At 68.2% G+C, this 23,251-nt stretch carries 20 protein-coding genes, 1 tRNA gene and 1 other RNA gene; 8 read left to right on the forward strand and 14 right to left on the reverse strand.

Annotated elements, in window-relative coordinates:
• Positions 1–93: 93 nt before the first annotated feature.
• Both CQ045_RS15905 and CQ045_RS15910 read left to right on the forward strand, forming a co-directional pair.
• Positions 94–1,569 (forward strand): LuxR family transcriptional regulator, encoded by a 1,476-nt coding sequence (locus tag CQ045_RS15905; RefSeq protein WP_105725461.1) that lies wholly within the window; start codon positions 94–96, stop codon positions 1,567–1,569.
• 105 nt (positions 1,570–1,674) lie between these two features.
• Positions 1,675–2,808, forward strand: coding sequence for an AI-2E family transporter (locus CQ045_RS15910; protein ID WP_258131106.1), 1,134 nt, complete (start codon positions 1,675–1,677; stop codon positions 2,806–2,808).
• A 34-nt stretch (positions 2,809–2,842) separates the two neighbouring features.
• On the opposite strand, the gene CQ045_RS15915 is transcribed toward CQ045_RS15910, so the two are convergent.
• Genes CQ045_RS15915 through CQ045_RS15930 form a run of 4 tightly spaced genes read right to left on the reverse strand, consistent with a single transcriptional unit; the run spans position 2,843 to position 8,362 of the window.
• On the reverse strand, positions 2,843–3,763 hold the full coding sequence (locus CQ045_RS15915) for a diacylglycerol kinase family protein (protein ID WP_105725465.1): 921 nt from the start codon (positions 3,761–3,763) through the stop codon (positions 2,843–2,845).
• A 49-nt stretch (positions 3,764–3,812) separates the two neighbouring features.
• The gene (locus tag CQ045_RS15920; protein WP_105725466.1) at positions 3,813–6,788 is read right to left on the reverse strand and encodes a bifunctional [glutamine synthetase] adenylyltransferase/[glutamine synthetase]-adenylyl-L-tyrosine phosphorylase; all 2,976 of its coding nucleotides are present in this window, start codon (positions 6,786–6,788) and stop codon (positions 3,813–3,815) included.
• Positions 6,789–6,797: 9 nt separating this feature from the next.
• On the reverse strand, positions 6,798–8,135 hold the full coding sequence (gene glnA, locus CQ045_RS15925; protein ID WP_029261804.1) for a type I glutamate--ammonia ligase: 1,338 nt from the start codon (positions 8,133–8,135) through the stop codon (positions 6,798–6,800).
• A 2-nt stretch (positions 8,136–8,137) separates the two neighbouring features.
• Positions 8,138–8,362: a hypothetical protein gene (locus CQ045_RS15930; RefSeq protein WP_105725469.1), complete on the reverse strand. Its 225-nt coding sequence runs from the start codon at positions 8,360–8,362 to the stop codon at positions 8,138–8,140.
• 68 nt (positions 8,363–8,430) lie between these two features.
• On the opposite strand from CQ045_RS15930, the gene ppgK reads away from it, so the two are divergent.
• Complete coding sequence (gene ppgK, locus CQ045_RS15935; protein WP_029261802.1) at positions 8,431–9,177, forward strand: polyphosphate--glucose phosphotransferase; 747 nt, start codon at positions 8,431–8,433, stop codon at positions 9,175–9,177.
• Positions 9,178–9,251: 74 nt separating this feature from the next.
• Here the strand turns inward: ppgK and CQ045_RS15940 are convergent, their stop codons facing one another.
• The 5 genes from CQ045_RS15940 to CQ045_RS15960 all read right to left on the reverse strand — a co-directional run bounded on the left by CQ045_RS15940 (position 9,252) and on the right by CQ045_RS15960 (position 13,171).
• A complete protein-coding gene (locus tag CQ045_RS15940) occupies positions 9,252–9,794 on the reverse strand; it encodes a hypothetical protein (protein ID WP_146115262.1) in 543 nt (180 codons plus the stop codon).
• Positions 9,795–9,873: 79 nt separating this feature from the next.
• Positions 9,874–10,230: RNase P RNA component class A (gene rnpB, locus CQ045_RS15945), an RNA gene on the reverse strand.
• 42 nt (positions 10,231–10,272) lie between these two features.
• On the reverse strand, positions 10,273–11,973 hold the full coding sequence (locus tag CQ045_RS15950; RefSeq protein WP_105725475.1) for a bifunctional 3'-5' exonuclease/DNA polymerase: 1,701 nt from the start codon (positions 11,971–11,973) through the stop codon (positions 10,273–10,275).
• Positions 11,974–11,995: 22 nt separating this feature from the next.
• The gene (locus CQ045_RS15955; RefSeq protein WP_105725477.1) at positions 11,996–12,730 is read right to left on the reverse strand and encodes a zinc ribbon domain-containing protein; all 735 of its coding nucleotides are present in this window, start codon (positions 12,728–12,730) and stop codon (positions 11,996–11,998) included.
• A gap of 36 nt (positions 12,731–12,766) precedes the next feature.
• Positions 12,767–13,171, reverse strand: coding sequence for a YchJ family protein (locus tag CQ045_RS15960; protein ID WP_105725479.1), 405 nt, complete (start codon positions 13,169–13,171; stop codon positions 12,767–12,769).
• Between the two features lie 59 nt (positions 13,172–13,230).
• Here CQ045_RS15960 and CQ045_RS15965 point away from each other — a divergent pair, with 59 nt between their 5' ends.
• A complete protein-coding gene (locus CQ045_RS15965) occupies positions 13,231–14,079 on the forward strand; it encodes an aldo/keto reductase (protein ID WP_105725481.1) in 849 nt (282 codons plus the stop codon).
• A gap of 13 nt (positions 14,080–14,092) precedes the next feature.
• Here the strand turns inward: CQ045_RS15965 and CQ045_RS15970 are convergent, their stop codons facing one another.
• On the reverse strand, positions 14,093–14,929 hold the full coding sequence (locus CQ045_RS15970; RefSeq protein WP_105725483.1) for a helix-turn-helix transcriptional regulator: 837 nt from the start codon (positions 14,927–14,929) through the stop codon (positions 14,093–14,095).
• 100 nt (positions 14,930–15,029) lie between these two features.
• On the opposite strand from CQ045_RS15970, the gene CQ045_RS15975 reads away from it, so the two are divergent.
• Complete coding sequence (locus CQ045_RS15975) at positions 15,030–15,794, forward strand: SDR family oxidoreductase (protein WP_105725485.1); 765 nt, start codon at positions 15,030–15,032, stop codon at positions 15,792–15,794.
• A 36-nt stretch (positions 15,795–15,830) separates the two neighbouring features.
• On the opposite strand, the gene CQ045_RS15980 is transcribed toward CQ045_RS15975, so the two are convergent.
• The 3 genes from CQ045_RS15980 to CQ045_RS15990 all read right to left on the reverse strand — a co-directional run bounded on the left by CQ045_RS15980 (position 15,831) and on the right by CQ045_RS15990 (position 18,388).
• On the reverse strand, positions 15,831–16,784 hold the full coding sequence (locus CQ045_RS15980; RefSeq protein WP_105725487.1) for an L-lactate dehydrogenase: 954 nt from the start codon (positions 16,782–16,784) through the stop codon (positions 15,831–15,833).
• A 74-nt stretch (positions 16,785–16,858) separates the two neighbouring features.
• A complete protein-coding gene (locus tag CQ045_RS15985; protein ID WP_105725489.1) occupies positions 16,859–17,746 on the reverse strand; it encodes a TIGR01777 family oxidoreductase in 888 nt (295 codons plus the stop codon).
• A gap of 84 nt (positions 17,747–17,830) precedes the next feature.
• Positions 17,831–18,388: a dihydrofolate reductase family protein gene (locus CQ045_RS15990; protein ID WP_105725491.1), complete on the reverse strand. Its 558-nt coding sequence runs from the start codon at positions 18,386–18,388 to the stop codon at positions 17,831–17,833.
• A gap of 93 nt (positions 18,389–18,481) precedes the next feature.
• Here CQ045_RS15990 and CQ045_RS15995 point away from each other — a divergent pair, with 93 nt between their 5' ends.
• A complete protein-coding gene (locus CQ045_RS15995; RefSeq protein ID WP_105725493.1) occupies positions 18,482–18,925 on the forward strand; it encodes a hypothetical protein in 444 nt (147 codons plus the stop codon).
• Positions 18,926–18,995: 70 nt separating this feature from the next.
• Here CQ045_RS15995 and CQ045_RS16000 read toward each other — a convergent pair.
• Positions 18,996–19,068 (reverse strand) — tRNA-Val (locus CQ045_RS16000).
• A 154-nt stretch (positions 19,069–19,222) separates the two neighbouring features.
• On the opposite strand from CQ045_RS16000, the gene aceE reads away from it, so the two are divergent.
• Both aceE and CQ045_RS16010 read left to right on the forward strand, forming a co-directional pair.
• The gene (gene aceE / locus CQ045_RS16005) at positions 19,223–21,949 is read left to right on the forward strand and encodes a pyruvate dehydrogenase (acetyl-transferring), homodimeric type (protein WP_105725495.1); all 2,727 of its coding nucleotides are present in this window, start codon (positions 19,223–19,225) and stop codon (positions 21,947–21,949) included.
• 31 nt (positions 21,950–21,980) lie between these two features.
• The gene (locus CQ045_RS16010) at positions 21,981–23,177 is read left to right on the forward strand and encodes a CdaR family transcriptional regulator (RefSeq protein WP_105725497.1); all 1,197 of its coding nucleotides are present in this window, start codon (positions 21,981–21,983) and stop codon (positions 23,175–23,177) included.
• Positions 23,178–23,251: the final 74 nt, after the last annotated feature.

The raw sequence follows: 23,251 nt of genomic DNA on the forward strand, positions 1-23,251 counted from the left end.
TGGGGGACCTTCGGACGCGCTCGTCATCCTCGTCGGATGAGATCTCCCGTCATCCTCGATCCACGCTGATTCCGACGCCGATATCGTTGACCCGTGATCGATGCCGTCCGCGAGGACCTCTCCCCCAGCGATCCGGCACACGCCCGAGCGAATCTGCGCCGGAACTGGCTCCGCCTGATCCTCGAATCCCGCACCCGCGAGCTCGAGCAGCTGTGCCTCGCGCACCCCGAACCGCACGACTCGCATGTGCTGCTCATCCGCGCCTGCTGCCGAGACCTCCTCGGCGATTCGCACGGAGCGGCCTTCCTGCGCGGCCAGGGGCTGCGAATCGCCGACGACGACTTCGTCGTCTGCTTCACCGAGCTCCTGCTCGCCACCGACGCCACGACGAAGGCCGCGGCCGCCGACCGCGCCCGCGATGCGCTCACCGGGTGCGGGCCCGACGACGACTATCCCTCGGCTCTGTTCCTGCTCGGCTGGACGGAGGTCCGACTCCGCCGCGATCTCGCCGACGCGATCGGACTACTCCGGTCGGCGGCGGACGAGGCACGCCTACACGGACGTGCGGAGACCTTCCGCCTCGCGCAGTCCAACCTCGCCTTCGCCCTGACCCACGCCGGCCTCTTCACGGAAGCCGAGCAGACCCTGGACGCCCTGCCCGTCTCACCTTCGCCGTCGGATTGGGACCTCTTCGAAGGGGGACTTCCCGAGGCCAATCGCGGCACCATCGCCTATTGGCGCGGGAACTACGACGAGGCGATCACCCGGCTCGAGGCTGTCGTCAGCGAGAGCGGTTCAGGACACAATTTCGAGGCACTCGCCCGTCTCTACCTCGTGATGAGCCTCGTCGCCCTCAGACGCGAGGACCGGTACTACACCGCAGCCGGCCTGCTCCAGGGGGTGAGCAGGGCCGACAAGCACGGCATCCCGTGGGACACCCTGCGTCGAGTGGTCTCGGCGCTGCTCGCTCATGCGGATGGGAGGGACGAACGCGCGAGAAGCATCGCAGCGCCCGCACTCGCCCGCTCCGGTGCCGCCGTCGCTCACGCGGTGCTCGCCGAGCTCTACCGGGTCCTCGACGAGCCCGCCCTGGCCGCGCAGGCGCTCCGGCTCGCATCGGCGTCTGCCCTCCCCCGCTACGCGAGGGTGAGCACGCTGGTCACCGCTGCGGCGCTCCGCTCCAGCGCGGGTCACGGGGCGGAGGCGCACGAGACCCTCGAACGCGCACTCGATGCAGCCGCTCCCGAAGGGATCGTCGCGCCCTTCCTCTCCGACGACCCGATCATCGGCGATCTCCTCGGTGCGCACGCCCATCGTGGATCGCGCAGCGAGAACTTCCTCCGTGTCGTGCTGGAGCGAAGAGGCCAGTTGGCTCGGCATCTGACCGGCGTGCTCACCCCTCGAGAGACCGAGGTCCTCGCCTCTCTGCGCACGACGATGACGGCCGAGGAGATATCCGTGCATCTGGGCGTCGCATACCCCACCGTGAAGACCCACATCAGATCCATCTATCGGAAGCTCGGCGTCACGTCGCGACGAGCGGCCGTGCATGCCGCCGACACGCGCTGAGAGAGCAGACATCGCCACGCCGCACGACCTGCTTGACCGCACGTGATCCGGGTGATCAACTGGTGAGTCTGACCGTCGACCGGGGGAATCATGCGCCGTAGAAGAGTGACCGCTTACACCGAGCTGCGGACGCCGTCGGAGGCCACCCCGGCGCAGCCGTCCAATACGGTCGCCGCGTATGCCAGGACGAACCCGTTCAAGTTCGGACTGCTCGGCGCGCTCGGTGTGCTGGTCGCACTGGCTATCGGCAGCGTCGTCGGGCAACTCGCGACCGTGCTCGTCTACATCGGAGTGGCGATCTTCCTCGCTCTCGGGTTGGACCCGATCGTCACCTTCATCGAGAAGAAGCTCCCGCGTCCGGCCGCCGTCACCATCGTCGTCGCCGGCGTGGTCCTCGCCTTCGCGGGCATCATCCTCGCCATCGTCCCGATCCTCGTGGAGCAGATCAGCAATCTGATCAAGGACGGACCGAAGATGGTCGAGGACTTCATGGCCAGTGCCTGGTTCAAGGATGTCAGCGGCCAGTTCGGCTCCACGATCGACGATGCGGTGCAGGGAGTCCTCGACTTCGTGCAGGATCCGGACAACTTCCTCGACATCGGTGGTGGCGTGTTCGCGGTGGGGGCAGGGATCGCCGGTGGATTCACCGGGATCACGATCGTCCTCATCCTGACCCTCTACTTCATGGCCTCCCTGCGGAGCATGAAGCACGTCGCGGCCCGCTTCGTCCCCGCCTACCAGCGCGACACCTTCAGCGGCCTGCTGGAGGACGTCTCCGGGGCCGTCGGCCGGTATGTGATCGGGCAGGCGAGCCTGGCGCTCATCAACGGCATCCTGAGCTTGATCTTCCTCAGCATCATCGGAGCGCCGGTACCCGCGCTGCTCGCACTCATCGCCTTCATCGGATCGATGATCCCGCTGGTCGGGACGCTGACGGCATCCATCATCAACTCGTTGATCTGCCTCTTCGTCTCGCCGGTGACCGCACTCATCGCGATCATCTACTACCTCATCTACATGCAGATCGAGGCATATGTGCTGTCACCGCGCATCATGAGCAAGGCGGTGGCCGTACCGGGAGCCCTGGTCGTGATCGCTGCGGTCGCCGGCGGCGCGCTGGGCGGCATCCTCGGCGCGCTCGTCGCGATCCCGGTCGCGGCGAGCATCATCATCATCGTGCAGAAGGTGACGTTCCCCGCGCAGGACCGGAAGATCGTTCCCCCCGCGACCACCCCCTGATCGGCGTCAGAGTCTTCGCGGAGCGCGAGCAGCCTCAGCGGACGAGCAGCGCGCCCGGCTCCACCCGCACGTCGAAGGAGGAGACCTCGCCCATCTCCTCGCCGTCGATCTCGAACACGAGTGGCGTCTTCAGCTCCACCGAGACGGTCTCGACCGGCAGATGACGGGCGGAATCGGTGCTGACGGCCTCATCCGTCGCGCCGAGGAGGCGACGGATGCCGTTGTCCCAGACGAAGGAGCGCAAGGTGTCCAGCCACTGCAGCGCCCCGTCGGCGCTGATCATGAGAACGTCGAGCTTGCCGTCGTCGAGGACGGCGTCCGGGAGCAGACGGATACCGCCCTGCACCATCCCGCAGTTTCCGATGAGCATGGTGTGGCCGCGCACCGCGACCGCCTTCTCGCCGTCGATCGCGAGAGTGATGTCCGTCATCTCGGTGCCGGCGAGGGCACGGCCCATCGCCTCCACATAGGCCAGCCAACCGGCCTTCGACTTGAGGTCGTCGTCGGTCTCCACCAGCATCTGCGCGTCGACGCCGAAGCCGACCATGACGGCGAACGCGTGCTCGGTGCCGTCATACGACACCCAACCGAGATCGATGCGACGCGGCTCGGCGTCCCGAACCCTCTGGAGCGCTGCGGCGACGTTGTTCAGTGGTACCTCGAGATTGCGCGCGAGGAGGTTGCCCGTGCCCTGCGGGACGATCCCGAGAGCGGTCTCCGAACCCGCCAGCGACTCCGCGACCGCGCGGACCGTGCCGTCTCCCCCGACGGCGATCACGATGCCACGGTCGTCTTCGCGAGCCTCCCGCGCCATCCCGCGGCCCGGGTCCTCCGGTGTGGTCTCCCACCAGCGGATGTCGTACTGCTCGTCGAACACCTCGCTCACCGCGGTCTGCAGAACGTCGTGATCGACCTTCGAGGGATTCCAGACGATGCCGATGCGCGTAGGGGTCATATCGTCAGCTTGGGACACGTCGCCCGATACTGCAAACTCACCCGTCCGGCTATCCGTAGAAGAGCTCCTCGAAGGTCTTGCGCGCGCGCCGCGTGACGCCGAGGTAGTCTTCCTCGAGCTCGGTCGCCGAACGGTCGGGGTAGCCCAGCAGGCTGCCGATCGCATCCAGCTGACGTCGATCGGCGGGGAGGAGATCGCTCGTCTGCCCGGTGAGGAGCGTGATCGCCGAGCGCAGCCTGCTCGACAGGCGCCACGCCTCCCGCAGCCGCTCGGCGTCGCCCTCCTCCACGAGATCTGCCGCGACGGCCGCGTCCAGCGCACCGAGTGTCGCGGTCGTCCGGAGACCGGGGATAGCGTGCGCGTGCTGCAACTGAAGCAGCTGCACCAGCCACTCGACATCGCTGAGCGTGCCGGGACCGAGCTTCAGATGTCGCCGCGGATCGGCGCCTTGCGGCAGCCGCTCACCCTCGACCCTGGCCTTGATGCGCTTGATCTCGCGCGTGCCCTGAAGGTCGACCGATTCCGGGTAGCGGATCGTGTCTGCGAGGGCCGTGAACCGCTCGATGAGCTTCGCGCTGCCGGCCACGCCCCGCGCACGGAGCAGGGCCTGCGCCTCCCAGGAGAGCGACCAGCGCCGGTAGTACTCGGCATACGCCCCGATCGATCGCACGACCGGCCCGTTGCGCCCCTCCGGCCGAAGGTCGGCGTCGAGATCGAGCGGGACCCGGTGATCGGTGAGATGCTCGCGGAGTCCTGCCACGATCTGCGTGGCGAGCTTCTGGGCCCGCTGCGGGTCGACACCGTTCGCGTCGTACACGTAGAGGATGTCGGCGTCCGAACCGAAACCGAGTTCGGCACCTCCGAAGCGCCCCATGGCGATGACGGCGAAGTCGAGCTCTGCGGCGTCATCGGGAACCACCTCGCGGATGACGGCGCGCAGGGCCGCCTGGATGGTCGCCTCGGTGATCTCCGTGAGCGCGACAGCCACCTCCTCGATCGTCAGCACGCCGAGGACGGCCCCCATCGCGGTCCGCAACAGCTCGCGACGGCGCAGTGCCCGCACCGCTCGAAGGGCCTCGCCGATGGTCTCGTGACGCGTCTGGATGGCCCGCGCCTCTTCGTCGAGCGCGGCCGCACCGCGCGGACGCAGCCGTTCGGTGCTGTCGAGCCAGGCGACCGACTCGGGGATCCACTCCAGCAGCTCCCCCACGTAGCGCGACGAGGACAGCAGCCGTGTGAGGCTCTCGGCCGCGCCGGAGGAATCGCGCAGCATGCGAAGGAACCACGGGGTGTCGCCGAGGCGCTCGCTGATCCGGCGGAAGGCGAGAAGCGCGTAGTCCGGGTCGCTTCCATCGGCGAACCACCGCACCATGATCGGCATCAGCGCCCGCTGGATCGTCACCTTGCGGCTGAGCCCGGTCGTGAGTGCACCGATGTGCCGCAGGGCGCCCGCGGGATCGCGGAACCCGATGGCCGCCAGGCGGTCATGCGCCTGCGCCGTGGAGAGCGTGCGCTCCTCCTCCGGGAGACTGGCCACGGCACTGAGCAGCGGACGGTAGAACAGCCGGGTGTGGATCTCGCGCACTTCGCGACGCACCGCCTCCCACCGCGTCCACACACCGTCGCCGCTCTCGGCGAGGGCCGTGCTGCGCGCCAGTACTCGCAGACCTGCGGGAGTGCGCGGAAGCAGATGCGTGCGGCTCAGTTCGCGCAGCTGCAGGCGGTGCTCCATGAGTCGCAGGATGCGGTAGTCGTCAGCGAACGTCGCGGCATCCGCTCGTCCGATGTACCCGCCGGCGACGAGAGCATCGAGGCTCTCGAGCGTGCCGCGCGTGCGGATCGACTCGTCGGTGAGGCCGTGGACCAGCTGAAGCAGCTGCACGGTGAACTCGATATCGCGCAGACCGCCCGCGCCGAGCTTGAGTTGATACGGAGCGTCGTCCGGATCGATGTGCTCGGTCACGCGCTCGCGCATCCGCTGGACGCTCTCGACGAAATCCTCGCGGGCGGCGCTGGACCAGATCTTCGGCTGCACCGCCTCGATGTACTCGGCGCCCAGGTCGGCGTCCCCGGCGAGGGGTCGTGCCTTGAGGAGCGCCTGGAACTCCCAGCTCTTGGCCCAGCGATCGTAATAGGCGAGGTGCGAGGCGAGCGAGCGCACCAGAGCGCCCTGCTTGCCCTCAGGCCGCAGGTTGGCGTCGACCTCCCACAGCGGGGGCTCCACCTCGATGCTGTCGAGACCGCGCATCGTCTCGCGGGCCAGCCGCGTCGCGATGTCGATCGCGCGGGCCTCCGTCACGACCTCCTCGTCGCTGGTGCCGCCCACGAAGATCACATCCACGTCGCTGACGTAGTTGAGCTCGCGAGCGCCGGCCTTTCCCATGCCGATGATCGAGAGCCGCGTCGCCGCCACCTGCTCCTGCGGGGTGGTCTCGCTGAGGCGCGCGCGTGCGATCGCGAGCGAGGCCTCCAAGGCCGCTCCGGCGGCGTCCGACAGTGCAGCGGACACCGCAGCGACCACCGTCTTCGGCTCGGGGTGGGTCAGGTCATAGGCGGCGGTCGCGGCGAGACTGCGTCGGTAGGCGACACGCACGGCAACGACCGCCGCATCGTCCGCTGACGTCGCGAAGCCATCTCGGGCGCCGACCGATGCCAGCAGCTGCGCACGGAGCGACTCCGGCGACGGCAGGACGTCGAGAGGCTCGCCCAGCACCGAGAGCTGGTCGGGATGCCGGAGGAAGAAGTCGGCCAGCCCCTCCGAGGCACCGAAGACCCGCCACACGCGGTGACGCGTCTCCGCGCTTTCGAGCAGAGCCTTCAGGGGTCCGGCGTCCCGACGTGCGACACGGACCAATCCCCGTACCGCGGCGTCGGGGTCGGCAGCATCCGCTCCTTCGAGAAGCGACGATCGCGAGATTCCGAGAACCGTCGCCAACTCGGACAGGGATGTCGCCGCTTCGCTCAACTCGGCGAAACCGAGCCTGGCCAGGGCGGAGAGGGAGACGGAGTCGTCCGGTCGGGCCATCGGCGCAGGTCAGAGCAGTTCGAGGTTGCTCTTCAGCTCGAACGGGGTGACCTGGCCGCGGTAGGCCTCCCATTCTTTCCGCTTGTTGAGCAGCACGTAGTTGAAGACCTGCTCCCCCAGCGTCTCGGCGACGAGCTCGGATGCCTCCATGTATTCCAGAGCGTGGTCGAGGCTCGCGGGCAACGCCTCGTATCCCAGTGCACGCCGCTCGGCGTCACTCAGCGACCACACGTTGTTCTCTGCCTCGGGCGGCAGCTCGTAGCCCTCTTCGATGCCCTTGAGTCCTGCCGCGAGCAGCAGCGCGTAGGCGAGGTAGGGGTTCGAGGCGGAATCGATGCCGCGGTACTCGACGCGCGACGACTGACTCTTGTTCGGCTTGTACATCGGCACGCGGATGAGGGCCGAACGGTTCGCATGCCCCCAGGTGACGAAGCTCGGCGCCTCGTCGCCACCCCAGAGCCGCTTGTACGAGTTCACGAACTGGTTCGTGACGGCGGAGATCTCGTTCGCGTGTCGCAGGAGACCCGCGATGAAGTGCCGACCGGTCTTGGAGAGCTGGTACTTCGCGCCCTCCTCGTAGAAGGCGTTCTGGTCGCCTTCGAAGAGCGACATATGGGTGTGCATGCCGCTGCCGGGCTGATCGCTGAGCGGCTTCGGCATGAACGTCGCGTAGACGCCCTGCTCGATCGCCACCTCCTTGATCACCGTGCGGAAGGTCATGATGTTGTCGGCCGTGGTGAGGGCATCCGCATAACGGAGGTCGATCTCGTTCTGGCCGGGGCCGCCCTCGTGGTGGCTGAACTCCACGGAGATGCCGAGGTCTTCGAGCATCCGAACCGACCGGCGACGGAAGTCGTGCGCCGTGCCGCCGGGAACGTTGTCGAAGTAGCCCGCCGAGTCGACCGGAACGGGACCGTCGGGCCCGAACGACGACGACTTGAGCAGATAGAACTCGATCTCCGGGTGCGTGTAGAACGTGAACCCGGCATCAGCGGCCTTCGCGAGCGTGCGCTTGAGCACGTGCCGGGGATCGGCGACCGCCGGCTGGCCGTCGGGAGTCGTCAGGTCGCAGAACATGCGCGCGGTCGGATCGATCTCACCGCGCCACGGCAGCGTCTGGAAGGTCGTCGGATCGGGCTGGGCGAGCAGATCGGACTCGTAGGTGCGGGTCAGACCCTCGATCGCCGAGCCGTCGAATCCGATGCCCTCGGCGAATGCGCCCTCCACTTCGGCCGGAGCGATCGCGACCGACTTCAGCGTGCCGATGACGTCGGTGAACCATAGCCGCACGAACTTGACGCCGCGCTCCTCGATGGTCCGGAGGACGAAGTCCCTCTGCTTATCCATGACTACTCTGCGCCCTGGCCCTTTGCGTCGCCCTTGACGTCCCAGCCCTGCTCGACGGCCTCTTCCTCGGCCCAGGCGCGCGAACGCTCCTCGACGACCTTGGGGGCACGGCGGGCCTCGGCCTCCGTGTCGAACGGACCGATGCGGTCGATGGAGGGCGAGATCATGCCGAACTCGACCTCGCCGGTCTCGGAGTTGTACCAGTACTTGTGGTCACCGTCAGACATGTCTGCCCCTTCTTCACGTGATGTCATTGATCCTACTGGCGCGCACCGCGGTCGCTAAGCTATCGCCCATGGCAAAAGCGATCGGCGTCGACATCGGCGGCACGGGAATCAAAGCAGGAATCGTCGACCTCGAGCACGGAATCATGGCATCCGACCGGGTGCGGGTCCCCACTCCGGAAGGCGCCTCGCCGCAGGATGTCCTCAACGCCGTGCAGACCGTTCTGAAGACGCTCGACGTGCACGACTCGACGCTGCCGCTCGGGGTCGCCTTCCCGGCGATCGTCAAGCGCGGCAAGACGCTCTCCGCGGCGAACGTGTCGAAGGAATGGATCGACTTCGATGCCGAGCGCTTCTTCCGCGACGGACTCGGCCGCAACATCGTGTTCGTGAACGACGCGGATGCCGCCGGCGTCGCCGAGGCCCGCCACGGAGCAGCCAGGGACGTGCGCGGTTTCACGCTTCTCACGACGCTCGGCACCGGCATCGGATCCGCCTTCCTCTACGACGGGGTGCTGCTGCCGAACACCGAGCTCGGGCACCTCAACTTCGGCGAGTACGAGTCGGTCGAGACGTATGCCGCGACCTCGGCACGTGAGCGCGAGGGCCTCAGCTGGGCCGCGTGGGCGGAGCGCCTGCAGGCGTTCTACTCGCACATCGAGTTCCTCTTCAGCCCCGACCTGTTCGTGGTCGGCGGCGGGGTCTCCAAGAACGCCGGTGACTTCCTTCCGCTGCTCGACCTCAAGACGCCGATCGTCCCGGCGATCCACCGCAACAACTCGGGCATCATCGGCGCGGCATCCCTCGCCGGGGACTGACCAGCAGGACACCGGCGACGCGAAGGCCCCGACGGCTCCACCGTCATCGGGGCCTTCGCTCGTGGTGAGACGGATCAGGCGCTGTCCGCTGAGCGCTTGTCGTCGAGGAGCGCACTACGGGCGGCAGCCCACCACCCCAGCGCGACGGCCGGCACCGCTGACGCCGCGACGATCACAGCGGGGGTCAGATCGGATCCGAAGCCGATGCCCAGTCCCCATGGGGGCGGCATAGCGAGCGCGAGTGCCGTCGTGCCGAGACCGATGATCGCTCCGAACAGCGAGAAGGCGACCAGATGCACCGCGATCGAGGGCTGACGTCGCAGCGTCCATCCGAGGAGATAGGCGAGTGGCGACCCGAGGAGCAACGCCCCGGCAGACCAGGGAAGCGTGTATGCCAGCCCGGCGATCCCATAGCCCCACAGGGGAACGAGAAGTGCGAGCTGGTGCAGGATCAGGAAGAGCACCCACGCCGTGACCGCTCCGGCAGCGAAGTCTCCCCCGGTGAATCGCATGGGTTCTGCGGGCGTCCTCGGGGATGCCCGCAGCGTGAGCGAAGTGGCCCCAGGGAACCGCGCAGATGTCGCCGCGCGCGTCTGCGCTCCGTCGGGGGTCTCCACGCGGCAACACTAGCCGTGATGCGGACTCCGCGCGGTGCGAGCCGCCGGCAACGAAGGAGCCTGTCCAGGTCGATGTAAGCGAATGGGCCGACCTGTACGCCGGGTTCTGTTCCGGGGTTCTTCGCCCCTTCGACGGCCATCTCTCTCGGCGACACGTTGCCGTGGCACTCTAGCGGTCTACCCGAGGACTCGGCGAGCCGCGTCAACATCCTCTGTCTGACCTTGCTCCGGACGAGGTTTACCTGGCGGGCCATGTCACCATGGCCCCCGGTGGTCTCTTACACCACCCTTTCACCCTTACCCCTTGCGGGGCGGTCTACTCTCTGTGGCACTTTCTCGCGGATTGCTCCGGGTGGGCGTTACCCACCGTCCTGCCCTGAGGAGCCCGGACGTTCCTCGGTGCGGTTGCCCGCCACGCGGCCGTCCAGTCGACCCATTCGCGTCTCCAGTCTACGTTCTCCGGATGCGGAGCCTGAGACTACTTCTCCGCCGACTCCGCGATGCGCAGGTCGAGCGGGACATCGATCGGGAACGAGCCGAACAGACGCGTCGTCGCGGTCGCCGCAGCATCTCGGACGGCTTCGGCGGCGGCATCCGCGTGCTCCTGAGGAACGTGCAGGATCACTTCGTCGTGCAGGAAGAAGGCCAGGTGGGGCACGCGCGCGAAGGGACCGGATGCCGTCGCCTCCGCGAACACTTCCGGGATCTGCTGCAGACGGTGCCGGATCTCGGCGAGCCAGATCAGCGACCACTCCGCGGCAGTGCCCTGCACCACGAAGTTCCTCGTGAACCGGCCCCAGTCCCGCGCTCGCCGCCGCGCGAGCGCCACCACCGCGGGATCGGCGTCGGCACCGGTCGCCTCGGCCTGAAGTCGCATCCACTCCCCCGAGGGACGCGGTGAGGACCGACCGAGCCAGGTGGAGACGATCCCGCCGTCCTCCCCCGTCCGCGCCGCCGCGTCGACCAGAGCCATGGCGCGCGGATAGACCTTGCGCAGACGCGGCACGAGCCGACCGCTGTCCCCCGTCGTGGCCCCGTACATGGCGCCGAGGACCGCGTACTTCGCCTCCTCGCGCGTGGCGACCGCGCCCGAGGCGACCACTCCGGCGTAGAGGTCGCTCCCCTGGGCGGCGCGAGCCATCGCCTCGTCCGAGGCCATGGCGGCGAGCATCCGTGGCTCCAGCTGCGCCACATCCGCCACCACCAGGGTCCACCCGGGGTCGGCGCGCACCGCGGGGCGCAGGCTCCGCGGCAGTTGCAGCGCGCCCCCGCCCGCCGACGCCCAGCGACCGGTGACGACACCGCCCGGGATGTATACCGGACGGAAGCGCCCCTCGTGCACCCATTCGGCGAGCCACGCCCAGCCGTTGGCGCTCAGCAATCGGGAGAGCTTCTTGTAGGCGAGCAGCGGCTCGATCACGGGGTGGTCGTGCTCGGCCAGCTCCCACCGGCCTGTGGACTCGACCTGTACTCCGACGCGATGCAGCGCCCGCAGGAGCTTCTGCTGGCTGTCGAGATGGAGGGTCGCATCGCCCAACAGTTCCCGCACGCGATCGCCGATTTCGACCATGCGGCTCGGCAGTCCACCTGCGACCGGCCGGGTGCCGAGAGTCTCGGTCAGGATCGCATCATGAACGGCCTCGTCCCACGGCAAGCCCGCGACCCGCATCTCCTCCGCGATCAGTCCGCCCGCCGACTCTGCTGCGCAGAGGAGGGTGAGACGGCCGTCGGGTGCGGCCGCGATCACGTCGCGCTGCGCTCGGTACTGGTCGAGCGTCGTGTCGATCGCCTCATCGCCGCTCGCCTCTTCGAACACGTCGAACAGCGACGGAATCGCGACAGCGGGCTCCCGCCGCTCCCAGCCCGCAGAAGCCGGGAGCGGGGCGGTCACGGACGCGGTGTCGCGCAGGATCGCGTGGCACAGAACCAGATCGTGGCTCCGACCGATACGCACACCGTCGCGGAGCAGAGAGGCGTACGTCTCGGCGGCGGTGCGGAGGATCCAGCGCGGAGCCTCGGCCGCTTCGACGGCGGCGACCCACTCGGCGAGGTCATCGGCACGCAGTTGCGTGCGGCTCTGCTCCTCGGCGTTCCCGTCCAGCTCGACCGCGACGTACTCCTGCGGAGCGACCGAGATCAGCGCGATGCGTCTTTCGGCTCCCGGCGCCGGCAGGGTCATGGCCGGTAGGCGCGGGCACCGGTCATGCGAGCCCGGATTCCTCGGTCCGCACGAGGATGCAACCGCATTCGGGGCACGAGACCACGAGTTCGTCGGAAGCGCGGCGGATGTCGTTCAGGTCGGTGCTGGGAAGGAGGATGCGGCAGCCTTCGCAGGTTCCGCGCGTGAGAAGCGCTGCGCCGGCACTGTTCTTGGCACGCCGCTCGTACTCGGCCAGGAGGTCGGGGGCGATGCCGTCGGCGACCGCGGCACGGTCCCGGGCGAGCTGCGCACCGAGGTCGGTCGCTGCCGCGACGTCGGACTTGGCCTGCGCGGTGAGGCTCGTGCCCTCCGCTGTGGTCGTGTCGAGAAGCGCCTGCTGCGCCGCGACGGCGGCCTCGGCCTCCTCGAGCCGGCCCATCACGTCGAGTTCGGCGTCTTCGAGATCACTCTGCCTCCTGGCGAGACTGGCGAGCTCGTGTTCGAGCGCCTGCGCATCCTTCGAGTTGGTTGACGCGGCGAGTCGCTCGGCGTCGCGGTTCCGGCGTGCCTCGACGACCGCGACGTCGGATTCCAACCGCTTCAGTTCGGTGCGCACATCGTCACGGGTGCCGGTCAGGGTCGTCAGCTCGCGAAGCTGCTCCTGACGGATGGCGACGAGCTCGGTGATCCGCCCCGCCTGGCTCGGCTTGGTCCGGGCACGCTCCGCCTGCGCGATGCGCCGGTCGAGGTCGGCGATGTCGAGCAGGGTGCGCTGGTTCTCGGGGCTGGCGTTCACGCTCTCAAATCTAGTCGCTGCGGCGGCATCCGCCCATCAGCGCACGTCACCGTCGACGTAGTACCAGGTCCGGTCCTCGCGAACGAAGCGACTGCGCTCGTGCAGGGACCCGCGCTCGGCACCCTGCCGCCAGAACGCCTCGAACTCCACGATCCCCTCGCGGTCGAAAGGACCGCCGGCAGCGCGATCGAGGATCAGCAGTCGTCGCCACTCCAGCTCCGGCTCGAAGTCGATCGTCCGCGGCCGGGTTGTCGGGTGCCAGGTGCGCAGCAGGTGTGCGGCGTCCTCGAGCACGAAGGCCGTGTAGCGGGAGCGCATCAGACGCTCGGCCGTGGGAGCGGATACGCCTTCGAGCAGCGGTTGGCAGCAGGCGCCGAACACATCACCTGACGAGCACGGGCAGCGCGCCTCGTCTTCGATCACGACGTCATCCTGCGCCATCTCGCCTCTGCTGTCATCTCCTCAGCGTACGCTCGAGGAAAAGGCCAAGAAGGAGCACAATGACCACTCAGCCCGTCGTCCCCTCGTTCACCGCGCACAACGGGTTCGCCCTTCCGGCGATCGGCCTCGGCACCTACGGATTGAACGGAGACGCCGGCGCGGATGCCGTCGCCGGAGGCATCGGCGCGGGCTACCGTCTCGTCGACACGGCTTTCAACTACGAGAATGAGGGTTCGGTCGGCCGCGGCGTCGCCGCCTCCGACGCAGATCGTGCGGAGATCATCGTCACCACCAAGCTCCCCGGGCGCCACCACCCGTCCGAGAAGGCGCGCACGAGCATCGAGGAGAGCCGCTCGCGCCTCGGACTGGACGCCACCGACCTGCATCTCATCCACTGGCCGAACCCCAGCCAGGACGAATACGTCCAGGCATGGGCGGCGCTCGTCGACGCTCAGGTGCGCGGCGTCGTCCGACAGATCGGCGTGTCGAACTTCCTGCCGGAGCACCTCGAGCGGATCGAGCGCGAGACCGGCGTCCGCCCCGTCGTGAACCAGATCGAGGTGCATCCATACTTCCCTCAGGAGGAGCAGCTCGCCTACCATCGCGAGCACGGCATCCTCACCGAGGCGTGGAGCCCGCTGGGCCGCGCCCGCGAGTTGCTGGACGAGTCCGTGATCCGTGAGATCGCCGACGCGCACGGCATCACCGCGGCGCAGACCGTGCTCGCCTGGCACGTGGCTCGCGGCACCGTTTCCATCCCGAAGGCATCGTCGCTCGATCACCAGGTCGCGAACCTGGCTGCCGCCGAGATCGTGCTCGACGACGCCGAGGTGGCGGCGATCACGGCACTCGGTCGTCCGGACGGACGCCTGTTCGGCGCAGACCCGAGGACCCACGAGGAGTCCTGACGCCCCCGAGCCGTCAGACGTTCTGCGTTCCCAGCACCCGGAGGAACTCGAGCTTGCTCGCCGCGTCGCTTCCCGGCGCAGCGGTCAAGACGATCAGCGCCTGCGATTCGTCCTCGGTGAACAGCGCCTGGCAGTCGACCTCGATCTCGCCGAGCTCAGGATGCACCATCACCTTGTGCTGCTCGAACCGACGACTCACCTCGTGCGCGGCCCAGAGCCGGCGGAACTCGGAACTGCGGACCGAGAGCTCGGTGACGATCTCCCCCGCCCGCGATCGGGCGCCCATCACTCCGTGCGCGGCACGAAGAGAAGCCACGAGCGCACGACTCTGTCGAGCATGATCGATCTCCCGATATCTCCGCCGCTCGATCTCCGGATACGCGAACCAGCGGTAGATGCCGCTCCGCTCGAGACCGGTGAGGCCGCTCGCATCGCCGATGAGCGCGCGAGCGGCGTCATTCTGCACGAGGACCTCGTCGAGCACCGAGACGACGAACGCCGGGGTGTCGTGCAGCCGGTCGAGGACGCGCAGGATGCCCGGTCGCACGTAGTCGGCGACGTGAGCCCGGTCGGGAGCGCTGTGCCCGCAGAGCCGGAAGAGGTAGTCGCGCTCGTCCTCGGTGAGACGCAGCGCGCGGGCAAGAGCGGCGAGGATCTGCACGCTCGGTTGCGGCCCCCGGCGCTGTTCGAGACGCGTGTAGTAGTCGGTCGACATCGTCGCCAGGTGTGCCACCTCCTCGCGGCGCAGGCCGGCGGTGCGACGCCGCGGTCCCGTCGAGAGTCCGACGTCGGCCGGCGTCAGCGCCTCACGCCGACGGAGGAGGAATTCGGCCAGTGCTTCGCGATCCACCCCTGAAGTATCCCCCGGCACCGGCGCCCGATCCAGGGATCCGCGATCCCTGGATGACCGCTCTCTGGAGCGATCCGCCCGTCCCGCCGAGGCTGGAGACATGAACATCAGCGGAAACACCATCTTCGTCCCCGGCGCGACCAGCGGCATCGGTCTCGCCCTCGCTCTGCGGTTGCACGACCGCGGCAACACGGTGATCGTGGGCGGGCGTCGGGAGGACCGCCTCGCGGCGATCGCCGCGGAGCATCCCGGCATCCACACCGTCCGCATCGACACGGCGGATGAGAGCAGCATCGACAGAGCCGCCCGCGCCGTGATCACCGCACACCCGGGGCTGAACGTGCTCATCACGATGGCCGGTGTCATGCGCGCCGAGGACTGGACGACGCCTGACGGTTTCCTGTCGACGGCCGAGGAGACCGTCACGACGAACATCCTCGGTCCGATCCGGCTCGTCGCCGCGTTCATCGAGCACCTGCGCGCGCAGCCGGATGCCACCATCATGACGGTCTCGTCCGGGCTCGCGTTCGCTCCGCTGCGGGTGACGCCGACCTACAACGCCAGCAAGGCCGCGATCCACATGCTCAGCGAGTCGCTGCGGCTGCAGCTCGCCGGGACGAGCGTGTCGGTGCTCGAGCTCGAACCGCCGGCCGTCCGCACGCCGCTCATGCCGGGGCACGAGGACAACGAGGCAGCCATGCCTCTGGACGAGTTCATCGACGAGGTCATGGAGCTGCTGGAGAATCGGCCGGATGCCACGGAAGTGCAGGTCGAGCGCGTGAAGTTCCTCCGATACGGCGAAGCCCGCGGCGACTACGACCAGGTCGTCGCCACCTTGAATCGGACGGATCCCCACGGACGCTGAACGGAGACGGGACGTCGGCACGACGCCGACGTCCCGTCAATCGCGCAGCGAAGCAGCCGCGGCCGTGAGCGCGTCGGCGGACTGACGAAGGAGCGCCAGCTCGTGCTCCGAGAACGAGGTGTTCCTGATCGGGACCGCGCCGGCCGCGCTCACGATCGACGGCACGGAGAGAGCGACACCGTCGAGTCCGTGGAAGTCGCGCAGCACCGTGCTCACCGGCATCACCGCGTGCTCGTCGCGGAGGATCGCTTCCACGATGCGCGCGCTGGACAGGCCGATCGCATAGTTGGTCGCGCCCTTCCCCTGGATCACCTTGTAGGCGGCATCTCGCACGTCGACGGCGATCTCGTGCAACTCGTCGAGAGTGAATCGCGGATGCCCCGGCGTCTCCCACTCCAGGATCGGCACCGTGCCGATGGTCGCGCGCGACCAGAGGGGGAACTCGGTGTCGCCGTGCTCTCCGATGATGTGGGCGTGCACACTCGCCGTCGAGACGCCGGCGCGCTCACCCAGCTTCCACCGCAGCCGCGAGGTGTCGAGAACCGTTCCCGAGGCGAAGATCCGCTCCGGCGGCAGACCCGTCTCCTCCTGCGCGATGACCGTGAGCACATCGCAGGGATTCGTGACGATCACGTAGATCGCGTTCGGGGCGACCTGGAGCAGGTCGGGCATCATGCGACGGATGATCCCCGCGTTGACCTCGGCGAGCTCGATGCGGGTCTGCCCGGGGTTCTGCTTCGCGCCGGCGGTGATCACCACGACGTGCGACCCGGCGGCCACCGAGATGTCGCTGCCGCCGATGATGTCGCTCGAACCCGTGAACTGCGTGCCGTGGGCGAGGTCGAGCACCTCGGCCTCCACCTTCGCGGTCGCGATGTCGTAGAGCGCCACGTGACGGGCGGACCCTCGGATCAGCGCCGCGTATGCAACGCTCGATCCCACGCTTCCCGCACCGACGACCGTGAGTTTCGAGTTCTCGATGATCTCCATGCGCTCAGTCTTGCAGTGGCGGGGCTCGATCAGGGAGGAGTCTCGCCGGATCAATCTCGCTCACCGCAGAGCTGTCACAGTGCGGCGGCGACCGCCTGCGCCGCGGTCTCCTGCATGAAGCGGAATCCGGAGCGCTCCAGCACCTGCGGCCGCACGTCGGCGTCGGGCAGTAGCAGCGACTCGGCCGCGTCACCGAGTGCGAGGCGCAGCGCCCAAGCCGGTGCAGGAAGCCAGAAGGGACGGTGCATCCGGCTCGCGAGGGCGCGGCCGATGTCGTTCGCGGAGGCCGGAGTGGGACCGGTGAGGTTGACGGGACCGGTGATCTTGCTGTCCAGGATGTGGCGAACGGCCCGCACCTCGTCGTCGAGGGAGATCCACGGCCAGATCTGAGTGCCGCCGCCGAGGGGCCCGGAGACGCCGAAGCGGGTCAGCTGGATGAGCGGCTTGAGCACTCCGCGGCGGTGGATGACAGGGGCGGTGCGGAGCAACACGACCCGCGTGTGATCTTCGGCCTGCCGCGCCTCGGCCTCCCAGCGCGCGCTGAGGTCGGCAAGGAATGTCTGACCGGCGGCGGAGTCCTCCGTGAGGATCTCCCCGGGCACCGAGCCGTAGTAGCCCACGGCGGATGCTGAGACGAGTGCGGGAGCGTCGGAGCGCAGCGCGCGCAGGGCGGTCGTGATCGTGCGGGTCGCCTGCAAGCGGGAGTCGACCAGCTCCCGGCGATACCGGCGAGTCCAGGGCAGCCGTCCCACGCTGGCTCCGCCCAGAGCGACGACGGCATCCGCACCTGAGAGCACCTCGGGGTCGAGTGGGCTCTCCCCCGGTTCCCACTGCGCCTCATCGTCGGATCGCGGGGCACGGCGGACGAGTGCGGTCACCTCGACGCCGTCGGCGCGGAGCGATGAGGCGAGGGCCGATCCGATCAGTCCCGATGCCCCGCTGACGACGATGCGTCGCGCCATGTGTGAAAGCTCCCCGTCCCTCGATCATCGAGTCGTGTCGTGCGGTCCAGCGTACGCGCCACTGCGGCAACCGGACGGTCCTCTTCAGACCGCGCGTCGGTAGTGCATCGCGACCGCACCCATGCGGAGCGGTGTCGCCGAGACGAGTTCGAGTCGTCGCGTGCCGGGCAGCCCTCCCTGGTAGAGCGTCGGACCGTGACCGGCGATCCTGGGGTGGACGAGGAACTGATACTCATCGATCAGGTCCAGCCGGTCCAACTCCGTCGCGAGCATGCCACTTCCGAGGAGAACCCCGTCGGGGGTCGCGTCCTTGAGCTTCTGCACGCTCGTGCGCAGGTCACCGTCGATGCGATGGGTGTGGGACCACGGGAAGTCGTCTCGCGTGGAGGACACCACGTACTTCGGCTTGGCATCCAGCTTCACGGCCCACTCGCGCAGCGCGGGCGGAGCCTCCACGTCACCGCGGGCGACTGCCGGCCAGTAGCTCTCCATCATCTCGTAGGTGGTGCGGCCCCAGAGCATCGCACCGGATTCGTCCAGGAGGCGAGTGAAGAAGGCGTGGGTCTCGTCGTCGGCCGCGCCCTCCTGATGGTCGACGCAGCCGTCGAGCGTGACGTTGATGCTGAAGGTCAGTATTCCCATGCGGGGAGCCTAGATCCGCGACGCGACCGCCGCCAGAAGGCCGGCGGCTCGCACGGTCACGCCTCACGCCCCACGCCCGATAGTCTCGCGAGCATGGGTTTCTCGGTGCTCGGGCTCGCTCTGAGCCTCGCCATCTTCGCGCCGAATCTGCTGCTTCTGTGGTTCCCGCCTCGGCCGCCGATCGAGGGCGGCGAGGTGCCGAGGGTCCTCGAGATTCTGGAGCGATCAGGGCAGGCACTCTGCGTCACGGTTCCAGCGATCACCGTGGGTGCTTTCGTGCTCTGGTGGGGGGTGCTCCCGGTGGGCATCTTCGTCATCGCGTACTGGGCCCTGTGGCTGCGCTACATCGTGTCTGGCAGACAGCGGGCGTCGCTCTTCGCACCGGTCCTCCGGATTCCCGTGCCGATGGCGCTGCTGCCGGTCGCCGCGTTCCTTTCCGGTTCGGCATGGCTGCAGAATCCGTGGATCGCGATCGCGGCGGCGGTACTCGCCGCCGGGCACATCCCGAGTTCGCTGATCACGGCGAGATCCCGATAGTCCAGGAGGGCGGCGTTGCGCGAGGGAGTGCTGAAGCGGGATCCGTCGGGCCAGACTCAACTTTTTCCGGTGGGCCCTGCCGGGATCGAACCGACGACATCCACGGTGTAAACGTGGCGCTCTACCAGCTGAGCTAAAGGCCCTGGTGCTCTCAGTGTATCGGGCGGCCGATGCGCACCCGTGTCGTAGAAGAGGGATAGGCTGATGGCGGCGCGCGTTGTGCACAGCTGACAAGGCTGCCCGTGTCGCTTCCCGTTTCCTTGGCATGACCTGCCAGCTTGACGAAAGGTTCGCCCCGTGACCGTGCACGACCAGGATCCTTACTCCCAGGGCCCCCTCGACAGCGATCCGGAAGAGACCGGTGAGTGGCAGCAGTCCCTCGACGAGCTGGTGGATGCCAAGGGCCACGGCCGCGGCCGCGAGATCATGCTCAGCCTGCTCAAGCGCTCGAAGGAGCTGCACCTGGGCGTGCCGATGGTCCCGACGACGGACTACATCAACACCATCGCGCCGGAGAACGAGCCCGAGTTCCCTGGCGACGAAGAGGTCGAGCGCCGCTACCGCGCCTGGATCCGATGGAACGCCGCGATCACGGTGCACCGCGCACAGCGGCCCGGCATCGGCGTCGGCGGTCACATCTCGACCTATGCCTCTTCGGCGGCTCTCTATGAGGTCGGCTTCAACCACTTCTTCAAGGGTGCGGACAACCCCGGTGGTGCCGACCAGATCTTCATCCAGGGCCATGCCTCGCCCGGTACCTACGCCCGGTCGTACCTCGAAGGACGCCTGAGCGAGGACCAGCTCGACGGATTCCGCCAGGAGAAGTCGCACGCCCCGAACGGCATCCCGTCGTACCCGCACCCGCGTCTGATGCCGGAGTACTGGCAGTTCCCGACCGTCTCCATGGGGCTCGGTCCGATCAACGCCATCTATCAGGCGATGTCGAACAAGTACCTCGAGAACCGAGGCATCAAGGACACGTCGCAGTCGCACGTCTGGGCATTCCTCGGCGACGGCGAGATGGACGAGGTCGAGAGCCGCGGCCAGCTGCAGGTCGCAGCCAACGAGGGCCTCGACAACCTCACGTTCATCGTCAACTGCAACCTGCAGCGCCTCGACGGACCCGTGCGCGGCAACGGCAAGATCATCCAGGAGCTCGAGTCGTTCTTCCGCGGCGCCGGCTGGAACGTCATCAAGGTCGTCTGGGGTCGCGAATGGGACGACCTGCTCGCCCGCGACACCGAGGGTGCGCTGCTCAACCTGATGAACGTCACCCCTGACGGTGACTACCAGACGTACAAGGCGGAGTCCGGCGCATACGTCCGCGAGCACTTCTTCGGACGCGACGAGCGCGCGGCCGCACTCGTCGAGGACTACTCCGACGACGACATCTGGAACCTCAAGCGCGGTGGCCACGACTACCGCAAGGTCTACGCCGCGTTCAAGGCAGCGACCGAGCACAAGGGCAAGCCCACCGTCATCCTCGCGAAGACCGTCAAGGGCTACGGCCTCGGTCCGCACTTCGAGGGCCGCAACGCGACCCACCAGATGAAGAAGATGACGCTGGACAACCTCAAGACGTTCCGCGACGCGATGCACATCCCGATCACGGATGCGCAGCTCGAGGAGAACCCGTACCTGCCCCCGTACTACAACCCGGGCCCCCAGGACGAGACGATCCAGTACATGCTCGAGCGTCGCCAGGCTCTCGGCGGCTACCTGCCGGAGCGCCGCTCCACTCACGTCGGACTGTCGCTCCCGGACGACTCGGCGTACGCCCTGCCCAAGAAGGGCTCCGGCACGCAGGAGATCGCCACGACCATGGCGTTCGTCCGTCTGCTGAAGGACCTGCTGCGCTCGAAGGACTTCGGCCACCGCATCGTCCCGATCATCCCGGACGAGGCGCGTACGTTCGGAATGGACGCCTACTTCCCGTCGGCGAAGATCTACAACCCGAACGGCCAGCACTACACGTCCGTCGACCGCGAGCTCCTCCTCGCCTACAAGGAGAGCCCGCAGGGCCAGATCGTGCACGTCGGCATCAACGAGGCAGGCGCGCTGGCGGCATTCACCGCGGCCGGCACCTCCTACGCCACGCACGGCGAGCCGCTGATCCCGATCTACCTCTTCTACTCGATGTTCGGATTCCAGCGCACGGGCGACGCCCAGTGGGCGGCGGGCGACCAGATGGCCCGCGGGTTCATCATGGGCGCGACGGCAGGTCGCACCACCCTCACGGGTGAGGGCCTGCAGCACGCCGACGGTCACTCGCACCTGCTCGCCGCCACCAACCCGGCGACGGTCTCGTACGACCCGGCCTACGGCTACGAGATCGCGCACATCATGCGCTCCGGTCTCGAGCGCATGTACGGCGGCGAACACGAAGACCCGAACGTCATGTACTACATCACGCTCTACAACGAGCCGATGGTGATGCCGGCGGAGCCGGAGAACGCGGACGTCGACGGCATCGTGCGCGGCATCCACCGCGTCTCGGTCGGCGAGGGCGAGGGCCACCGTGCCCAGCTCTTCGCGTCGGGCGTCGGACTCCCCTGGGCCCTCGAGGCGCAGCAGCTGCTGAAGAACGACTGGGGCGTGATCGCCGACGTCTGGTCGGTCACCTCCTGGACCGAGCTGCGCCGCGACGGTCTCGCCGCCGACGAGCACAACTTCCTGCACCCGGAGGAAGAGCCCCGCACCGCGTACCTCACCCAGAAGCTGCAGGGTGCTGAAGGCCCCGTCGTCGCCGTGAGCGACTTCATGCACGCCGTGCAGGACCAGATCCGTCCGTGGGTTCCGAACCGCTTCGCGACGCTCGGTGCCGACGGCTTCGGCTTCTCGGACACCCGGGCCGCAGCGCGTCGCTTCTTCAAGATCGACGGACCCTCGATCGTCGTCCGCACTCTGCAGTCGCTCGCCGAGGACGGGGTCGTCGACCGTTCTCTCGCCGCGCAGGCCATCCAGAAGTACAGCCTGCACGATGTGAACGCCGGAACCAGCGGCAACGCGGGCGGCGAAAGCTGAGCCCTCGGTGACAGGTTCTCCTCCTTCCGGCATGGACAAGGCCGCGACGCTCACCTGGCTGCGCCGGATCTCCGGTGACATCGCCTCGGTGACGATCAAGCGCCTGGAGGACACCCTCCCGTGGTACGCCGACATGCCACCAGCCCGCCGCTCCGCGGTCGGGCTGGTGGCTCAGGCCGGCATCACGTCGTTCATCCAGTGGTATGAAGACCCCACCTCCACGCCGTGGATCGCAGCGGACATCTTCGCCGCAGCCCCGCGTGAGCTGCTGCGCAGCGTCAGCCTCCAGCAGACCCTGCAGCTCATCCGAGTGACCGTCGAGGTCACCGAGGAGCGCGTCGCCGGGCGGGGGAACGATCTCCGCGAGGCGATCCTGCTCTACTCCCGCGACGTCGCCTTCGCTGCGGCCGACGTGTACGCCAGGGCCGCCGAAGCGCGGGGCCTGTGGGATGCACGCCTGGAAGCACTCGTCGTCGACTCCATCCTCACCGGCGAGGCCGACGAAGAGCTCCCGAGCCGGATCGCCGCGCTCGGTTGGCATGGTCATGGCGAGGTCGCCGTCCTCGTCGGCACGACGCCGCCGCAGTTCGACGTCGACCTGGTCCGCCGCACCGCCAGGAAGCTCGCCGTCGACGTGCTCATCGGCGTGCAGGGCTCACGACTCGTCCTCGTGCTCGGACGCGCCCGTGTCGAGGGCCAGGAAGGCGAGGAAGAGGAACTCGGCTTCCAGGAGATCGCCACCCGCCTCGAGCCGTCCTTCGGCCCGGGATATGTCGTCCTCGGCCCGGAAGTCGCTGCACTCGTGGATGCGAGCCAGAGCGCACGTGCCGCGCTCGCGGGCTTCGCGGTCGCGCGTGCGTGGCGCGGTGCTCCTCGCCCCGTCGAGGCCGACGACCTGCTCCCGGAGCGGGCCCTCGCCGGAGACCCGCTCGCGAAGCAGACCCTGATCGAGCGCATCTTCCGTCCACTGCAGGCCCACTCGACCGACCTGGTCACCACGCTGTGGAGCTACCTCGACAACGGTCGCTCCCTCGAAGCGACAGCCCGTGAGCTGTTCGTGCATCCGAACACCGTGCGCTACCGACTCAAGCGCGTGAGCGAAGTCATCGGCTGGGATGCCACCGGCCCTCGCGAGGCTCTCATCCTGCAGACGGCCCTGATCCTCGGTTCTATCGGTGCGGCAGAGCAGGTTCGAAGGCGAACGCCCCTTCGTCGCCCACAGCGCTGATCCCGATTCCCGATCTTTCTGTGCGCCACACACAAGGGTTTCTCGCATTCTTGTGATGCATCATCCACCGCTTG

Source organism: Microbacterium sp. MYb66 (genome assembly GCF_002979435.1).
Classification (GTDB): domain Bacteria; phylum Actinomycetota; class Actinomycetes; order Actinomycetales; family Microbacteriaceae; genus Microbacterium.

What these genes read in the sequence shown, in the direction of transcription:
- CQ045_RS15990 (WP_105725491.1), bottom strand. Translation starts at nt 18,388, where the DNA reads ATGGGAATACTGACCTTCAGCATCAACGTCACGCTCGACGGCTGCGTC.
- CQ045_RS15950 (WP_105725475.1), bottom strand. Translation starts at nt 11,973, where the DNA reads ATGACCCTGCCGGCGCCGGGAGCCGAAAGACGCATCGCGCTGATCTCG.
- CQ045_RS15915 (WP_105725465.1), bottom strand. Translation starts at nt 3,763, where the DNA reads ATGACCCCTACGCGCATCGGCATCGTCTGGAATCCCTCGAAGGTCGAT.
- CQ045_RS15920 (WP_105725466.1), bottom strand. Translation starts at nt 6,788, where the DNA reads ATGGCCCGACCGGACGACTCCGTCTCCCTCTCCGCCCTGGCCAGGCTC.
- CQ045_RS15960 (WP_105725479.1), bottom strand. Translation starts at nt 13,171, where the DNA reads ATGGCGCAGGATGACGTCGTGATCGAAGACGAGGCGCGCTGCCCGTGC.
- CQ045_RS15980 (WP_105725487.1), bottom strand. Translation starts at nt 16,784, where the DNA reads ATGGAGATCATCGAGAACTCGAAACTCACGGTCGTCGGTGCGGGAAGC.
- CQ045_RS15965 (WP_105725481.1), top strand. Translation starts at nt 13,231, where the DNA reads ATGACCACTCAGCCCGTCGTCCCCTCGTTCACCGCGCACAACGGGTTC.
- CQ045_RS15985 (WP_105725489.1), bottom strand. Translation starts at nt 17,746, where the DNA reads ATGGCGCGACGCATCGTCGTCAGCGGGGCATCGGGACTGATCGGATCG.
- CQ045_RS15995 (WP_105725493.1), top strand. Translation starts at nt 18,482, where the DNA reads ATGGGTTTCTCGGTGCTCGGGCTCGCTCTGAGCCTCGCCATCTTCGCG.
- CQ045_RS15930 (WP_105725469.1), bottom strand. Translation starts at nt 8,362, where the DNA reads ATGTCTGACGGTGACCACAAGTACTGGTACAACTCCGAGACCGGCGAG.
- CQ045_RS15975 (WP_105725485.1), top strand. Translation starts at nt 15,030, where the DNA reads ATGAACATCAGCGGAAACACCATCTTCGTCCCCGGCGCGACCAGCGGC.
- glnA (WP_029261804.1), bottom strand. Translation starts at nt 8,135, where the DNA reads ATGGATAAGCAGAGGGACTTCGTCCTCCGGACCATCGAGGAGCGCGGC.
- CQ045_RS16010 (WP_105725497.1), top strand. Translation starts at nt 21,981, where the DNA reads ATGGACAAGGCCGCGACGCTCACCTGGCTGCGCCGGATCTCCGGTGAC.
- ppgK (WP_029261802.1), top strand. Translation starts at nt 8,431, where the DNA reads ATGGCAAAAGCGATCGGCGTCGACATCGGCGGCACGGGAATCAAAGCA.